Consider the following 6,717-nt stretch of genomic DNA (forward strand, 5'->3'; position numbering starts at 1 on the left):
AAGGGCTTTTCGGTAATATAGCGGCATGGACAATAATAAAGAGACGAAGTAATGCGATCTTTACTTGCTTTAACTATCAGTGCACTCGCTTTAACAGGGTGTGTAACTGAAAATAGTTATGATGGCAATGACAAACCAGTCGTTGAAAATAAAATCAATAATACCGGCGCAGCACGTACCAGAATAGCCTTAGCATTAGAATATTTAAGCACTGGTAACAGCTCGCAAGCAAAGTACAACCTCGAACGCGCCGCGTCTTTCTCTCCTGATCTTCCTGAAGTCCATTATTCATTTGCTTATTATTACCAACAAGTTGGCGAAAACGTACAAGCCGATAAAGCCTATCAAAAAGCCATAAAAATTGATCCCAACGATCCAAACACGCGCAATAACTATGGGGTATTTTTATGCGGTATTAACGAGTACGACCGCGCCACAGAGCAATTATTAAAAGCCATTGAGATCCCAAGCTATATACGAGTAGCAGAAAGTTATGAAAACTTAGCATTGTGCGCCATTGAATTTGATGACTTTGATAATGCTGAAAAATATTTTAAATCGGCGATTAAGCACAGTTCAATGCGTGCCTCATCACTGATCAGTTTAGCCGCTTTGTATTACGCGAAAAGTGATTTACATAAAGCAAAAGAAGTGCTGCTGCGTTATGAAAACAGTGGTCGAGTATCGTCTCGCTCATTATTACTAAGTTATTTAGTTGAACAGCGCATGGGCCATATTGAAAAAGCCGAAACCACTGCCGCCACGATATTACAAACCTACCCAACTTCAAGTGAAGCTGGGCTGATCCGTGAGCAACAAACCAAACGCAGTGAGTTTGAAATACTGCGTTCACAATATCGCCAAGCTAAATTAAATGAATTACAAGCTAGTAGCCCTGCGGGAGAGGTGATCTCAGCGCCGCAAATACACATTGTAAAAAAGAAAAAAGCGCCAGCAACTAGTACCTCGGCGCAAAATAGTGCGACTAAAATAACGCCTGTGGATACAGGCTCTGTACTTGCGGCTTTAAATACCGCTGCAGTGGTTGTTGCGCCGCTGCCAACCAGCGCTGATACAACGGCCGTAACAACCAAGCAAACTGAGAAAAATAATGATGCTGCAGCAGTGATGTCTGCTCTGGAAATAGAGCACACACACACTAAAGCTGTTACAACAACTTCGGCTGTACCCAGCGTGCATTTGGCAGCAACGCCGTCATCGCAAGCGCCTGCTAATGCTAATAAACCACAAGACGGTGTAAAAATTGTTTCTTTTGGTACGGCTACGGGTAACCAAGCAGTTGCAAATAGCAGCCAAGCTGCAACCCCAAGCCAAGCACAATTTAATAATGAATTAACGGATGCCGAAAAGGTCGTTTTTTACCAGCCAAAACGCAACGCCGCCGTCTTCGCAGCGTCAGGTTATAGCTCAGCACCCGAGATCCGCTTTCAAGATCCGCAACAAAATACTCAAGCACCGTTGCTAAACTCGCAGATCCCACAATTAGCTACGCCTTACCATGTTTTACAAGATGGTGAAAACCTATTTAGCATTTCAGTGCGATACAATGTTAAACTACAAAAATTACTCCAATGGAATGGTCTGAAAGAATCTGATCGGATGGTCAATGGGACGAAAATTTATCTCAATGATCCCAACATTTATTACGAAATTAACATTGGTGATACTTTATATAGTATTGCCACCAAGCGTCGCTTGTTAATTGATCAGTTAATGCGATGGAATAAATTAAGCCCAGATGTTGCACTTAAACCTGGGCATAGACTATTACTAGTGGACCCTGAATCATACGCATTATGAATGATGAAAATACGGAATCAACAACGCTCACTCTTGGCCAAACTTTAAAAAGTAGCCGCGAGCAAGCGAATGTCAGCTTAGAAGAGCTGGCAAAAAATTTAAAATTATCGGTGTTGCAATTACAACGTCTTGAGAATGACGAACACCACTTAATTGGCCCTGCTACCTTTGTTAAAGGTTATGCAAAAAGCTATTGTCGCGCCTTTAATTTAGATACTGCGGCCGTTTTAGCGCTGTTCCCTGAACCACAGGAAACCGTTAAAAAAACCAACATGCAAAGCTTTTCTAAGCGAACCGAAAAAGAAGCCCACGATAATCGATTAATGCTAGTGAGTTACGCTATTTTAGCGATTGTTATTGGCTCTTCTGCATTGTGGTGGTGGCAAAACTCGACCCCGGTTGATAAGCAGGTTGTGACACAGTCTTTAAATAGCATGACTGAAAGCACGACGACTTCACCACAGCAGGCGCCTGTAACAGCGCCCGTTTCGCAACTAGAGCAAGCAGGCCCTGATGAAGCTATTGACGACTTTGCAACACCAGCTGACGAACAACTAGCTGAACCGCAAGCAACTCAAGTCGAAACAACTGACCCAGAAATAACAGCGAGCGAAACGCCAAGCCAGCCGCAAACTGATGGACTCGGTACTATTATTATGCATTTCAATGAAGAAAGCTGGGTTGAGATCCATGATGGTAAAGGCGATAAAGTGGCGTTTGGCGTAAAAAAAGCCGGCTATGAGATGACCGTTTCAGGGCACCTGCCTTTTTCTATCGTGCTAGGAAAACACCAAGCTGTTGATATCACACTTGATGGTGAAAAGATTGATATTTCAAATTTCCCAAAAAACCGTTTAGCAAAATTTAATTTACCGTTAGCAGAGTAGTCGCTATGTTTTCAGAATCTCCAATTAAACGCAGAAAATCAACGCGTATTAACGTCGGCAATGTCCCTATTGGTGATGGTGCACCAATCGCAGTGCAATCAATGACCAACACAGATACCATGGATGTTGATGCCACCGTTGCACAAATTCAAGCAATCCAAGATGCCGGCGCCGATATAGTGCGTGTCTCCGTGCCAACGATGGATGCCGCCGAAGCATTTAAAAGCATTAAAGAGCAAGTTACCATTCCGCTGGTTGCTGACATTCACTTTGATTATCGTATTGCTTTGCAAGTGGCAAAGTATGGTGTTGATTGTTTACGTATTAACCCTGGCAACATTGGCAGTGAAGAGCGCATTCGTGCGGTAGTCGATGCTGCCCGTGAGCATAATATTCCAATTCGTATTGGGGTAAATGGCGGCTCATTAGAGCGTGATTTACAAGAAAAGTACGGCGAGCCAACACCACAAGCGTTACTTGAATCAGCTATGCGCCATGTAGATATACTGCGCCGCTTAGACTTTGATCAATTTAAAATTTCGGTGAAAGCGTCAGACGTATTTTTAGCAGTGGGCGCATATCGTCTACTCGCTAAAGAAATCGACCAACCTTTGCACTTAGGTATTACTGAAGCAGGCGGCATGCGCTCAGGCTCAGTAAAATCAGCTGTTGGTTTAGGTATGCTGTTAGCAGAAGGCATTGGCGATACGCTACGTGTTTCGCTGGCCGCCGATCCTGTGCAAGAGATCAAAGTCGGTTTTGATATTTTAAAATCACTGCGCATTCGTTCGCGCGGGATTAACTTTATTGCTTGCCCGAGTTGTTCACGTCAAGAGTTTGATGTAGTCAGCACCATGAACCAGCTTGAAGAACGCTTAGAAGATATCATCGAACCAGTGTCGGTTTCGGTGATTGGCTGTGTGGTCAATGGCCCAGGCGAAGCGTTAGTCAGTGATATTGGTTTAGCCGGTGCAAACCGTCGTTCTGGCCTTTATATTAATGGCGAACGTCAAAAAGCCCGTATTGATAACAATAATATTGTTGATCAACTGGAAGGCTATGTGCGCGACTTTATCGCTCAAAAAGAAAAACAGACCCCAATCGACATTAAAATCGTCGAATAAAGGCAATATAGTCGGCAAACAAAGTCGTTTGCCGTTTACCTTTAGAGTTAGGACGCTATAATGACGGGTCAATTTTTAGCATTCTTGTTGTGTAGTCTTTTTTATTACACAAAAACAGTTTTTAGGATTTAGCAGTGGCAAAACAAATTCAGGCAATACGTGGAATGAACGATTGTCTGCCGGGCGATACTCAAGTTTGGCAGAAAGTAGAAAACATCTTACGCGAGACTGTAGCATCATTTGGTTATCAAGAAATTCGTTTTCCAATTGTAGAATCAACCGATCTTTTTAAACGCTCTATTGGTGAAGTTACCGATATCGTTGAAAAAGAAATGTACACCTTTGCTGATCATAATGGTGACAGCTTAACACTGCGCCCAGAAGGCACAGCGGTGTGCGTACGTGCTGGTAATCAAAATGGTTTACTGTATAACCAAGAGCAACGCCTTTGGTATATGGGCCCGATGTTTCGCCATGAACGTCCACAAAAAGGCCGTTACCGTCAGTTCCACCAATTTGGTCTTGAGACCTTTGGTATTGCCAGTGCCGATATTGATGCTGAAGTTATTTTATTAACGGCTCAGCTATGGAAGCAATTTGGCATTAGCGAACACGTTCGTTTAGAGCTTAATTCTTTAGGTTCAAATGAAGCGCGCGCGCAATATCGCGATGCACTGGTTGTTTATTTAGAGCAACATGTTGACGCCCTCGATGAAGACTCAAAACGTCGTATGCACACCAATCCACTGCGCGTGCTAGATAGCAAAAACCCTGACGTACAAGCTATTTTAACTGATGCTCCTAAACTATCTGAGCACTTAGATGCTGAATCAAAAGAACATTTCGAAAATTTATGTGAACGTTTAGACGCAGCGGGCGTCATATACACGGTTAATGAAAAGTTAGTCCGTGGTCTTGATTACTATAACCGCACTGTTTTTGAGTGGGTAACAGATAGCCTTGGCGCACAAGGTACTGTATGTGCCGGTGGCCGCTACGATGGTTTAGTTGAGCAACTGGGTGGCAAAGCAACGCCTGCAGTTGGCTTTGCTATGGGTCTGGAACGTTTAGTGTTAATGTTACAAGCATTAGAATGCGTGGGTGACATTCGCCGCAGCGCTGATGTATATTTGGCTGCGATGGGTGATAAAGCCAGTATTCAAGCGCCTATTATTGCCGCTAAATTACGCGCTGAAGTACCTGGTTTGCGTATTATGGTGCATGCCGGTGGCGGTAACTTTAAGAAACAACTTAAACGCGCAGATAAAAGCGATGCACTCGTGGCACTCATTATCGGCGAAGATGAATTAGCACAAGGCGTAGTGACAGTTAAGTATTTGCGTGAGCGTAAAGAACAAGTCACCTTAAAATTAGAACAAATTAAAACGCTTTTAGCTGAGCTTGTGAACAGCTAAAAAAGACGAGGTAAGAATGGATATTTATTCAACAGAAGAACAACAAGCAGAAGCGATCAAACGTTTTTTCCGTGAAAATGGTGTATCACTGGCGCTAGGCATAGTGATTGGTTTAGGTGGCCTTTATGGCTGGAAAGCATATAACCAGCAACAACTTACCACAGCAGAAAACGCTTCAGATGCATACACTCAGCTGGTTGAAGGTGGTGCAGTGCTAGGTGCAGCCGATACTTTTATTGCAGAGCACAAAGACACTAATTACAGCGTGCTTGCAGCCTTTGTTGCAGCAAAAGAAGCAGTAGAACAAAACCAGCTTGATGTTGCCAGTGAAAAGCTCAGCTGGATCATCACTAATGTTAGCAATGCCGATTTGAAAGCGACCGCGACCACCCGTTTAGCGCGTGTACAAATTGCACAGCAACAATACGATCAAGCGTTAACGACGCTAAACGCCGAGTTTGCTGAGTCATTCACAGCAACTATCGCTGAACTTAAAGGCGATATTTACACCGTTCAAGGCGATGTAAATCAAGCACGTACAGCATATCAAGCGGCCGCAGATGCGGGTGGTCTTGAAAATAACCCATTATTGCAAATCAAACTTGATGACTTAGCAGTAACTAGCCCAGCGGCGTAAGGGGTTACCATGAAAAAATTAACAGCGGCAAGTATAGCGTTATGTATGGCAACCTTAGTCGGTTGTTCATCAAGCGATGAAGAAGAACTGGTGTTGCCTGAAATCGTTAATCAGTTTGAAACCGACATTGTCTGGCAAGAAAGCATCGGTAATGGCGTTGAGCATTATTTTTCACGCTTAACACCTGCCGTATATAAAGACCATGTTTTTGTCGCAAACCGAGACGGTGAAGTAGAAGCACTGTCGCTTGAAAATGGCGATACAATTTGGCAAACCGATGTTCGCGAAAACTCAAGCTTTTGGCCTTGGCAAAGCGATATTAGCGCCAAATTATCAGGCGGTATTTTACAAGCTTATGGTAAAATTTTTATCGGCTCAGAGCATGGTTATTTACTCGCCCTTGACCGCGAAACCGGTGAGATTGTTTGGCGTAAAAAAGTACCAGGTGAAGTGCTAGCAAAACCTGCTGCGGGCGATGGCCTTATATTCGTTAACTTAGGTTCTGGTAAATTACTCGCCCTTCACCCAGATACCGGTGAAGAACGTTGGAGCCATGAGCAAGAAGTACCAGCATTAACTCTGCGTGGTCAAAGCTCACCTATCGTCGCTAACGGCGGTGTATTAATTGGCCTTGAAACCGGCAAGTTAAGCGTACTAATTTCTGATAGCGGTTACTCTGCGTGGAGTGCTGAAATTGCAACGCCAAAGGGCTAGTTACTGCTAAGTCATCAAGTTTGATTTGCAATAATGGGTTATTTTCAAGACCACCCGCATCTGCGGCCGCTTGATATGCTGTACGTGCTTGATTTACATCGCCTTGAACGGTGTAAATA

General features: G+C 43.7%; 5 protein-coding genes and 2 pseudogenes. 6 read left to right on the top strand and 1 reads right to left on the bottom strand.

Going from position 1 to position 6,717, the window contains the following annotated elements; genetic code table 11:
- Positions 1–51: 51 nt before the first annotated feature.
- From pilW to ENH88_RS13860, 6 genes and pseudogenes are all read left to right on the top strand, one after another.
- The gene (gene pilW / locus ENH88_RS13835; protein ID WP_304182956.1) at positions 52–1,821 is read left to right on the top strand and encodes a type IV pilus biogenesis/stability protein PilW; all 1,770 of its coding nucleotides are present in this window, start codon (positions 52–54) and stop codon (positions 1,819–1,821) included.
- Positions 1,818–2,708 carry a RodZ domain-containing protein gene (locus ENH88_RS13840; protein ID WP_304182958.1) on the top strand — a complete coding sequence of 297 codons (891 nt, stop codon included), beginning with the start codon at positions 1,818–1,820 and terminating at the stop codon, positions 2,706–2,708. Before pilW ends, ENH88_RS13840 begins: the two co-directional genes overlap by 4 nt.
- 5 nt (positions 2,709–2,713) lie before the next feature.
- Positions 2,714–3,832: a flavodoxin-dependent (E)-4-hydroxy-3-methylbut-2-enyl-diphosphate synthase gene (gene ispG, locus ENH88_RS13845; RefSeq protein ID WP_304182959.1), complete on the top strand. Its 1,119-nt coding sequence runs from the start codon at positions 2,714–2,716 to the stop codon at positions 3,830–3,832.
- Positions 3,833–3,966: 134 nt separating this feature from the next.
- On the top strand, positions 3,967–5,247 hold the full coding sequence (hisS, locus tag ENH88_RS13850) for a histidine--tRNA ligase (protein ID WP_304182961.1): 1,281 nt from the start codon (positions 3,967–3,969) through the stop codon (positions 5,245–5,247).
- Between the two features lie 16 nt (positions 5,248–5,263).
- Positions 5,264–5,884 carry a YfgM family protein gene (locus ENH88_RS13855; RefSeq protein ID WP_304182962.1) on the top strand — a complete coding sequence of 207 codons (621 nt, stop codon included), beginning with the start codon at positions 5,264–5,266 and terminating at the stop codon, positions 5,882–5,884.
- Between the two features lie 9 nt (positions 5,885–5,893).
- A pseudogene (locus ENH88_RS13860) lies at positions 5,894–6,595 on the top strand (PQQ-binding-like beta-propeller repeat protein); the annotation flags it as partial.
- Here ENH88_RS13860 and ENH88_RS13865 read toward each other — a convergent pair.
- Positions 6,585–6,717, bottom strand: a pseudogene (locus ENH88_RS13865) (tetratricopeptide repeat protein); the annotation flags it as partial. The pseudogenes ENH88_RS13860 and ENH88_RS13865 overlap by 11 nt on opposite strands.

The organism is Pseudoalteromonas prydzensis (genome assembly GCF_011050055.1).
Lineage (GTDB): Bacteria > Pseudomonadota > Gammaproteobacteria > Enterobacterales > Alteromonadaceae > Pseudoalteromonas > Pseudoalteromonas prydzensis_A.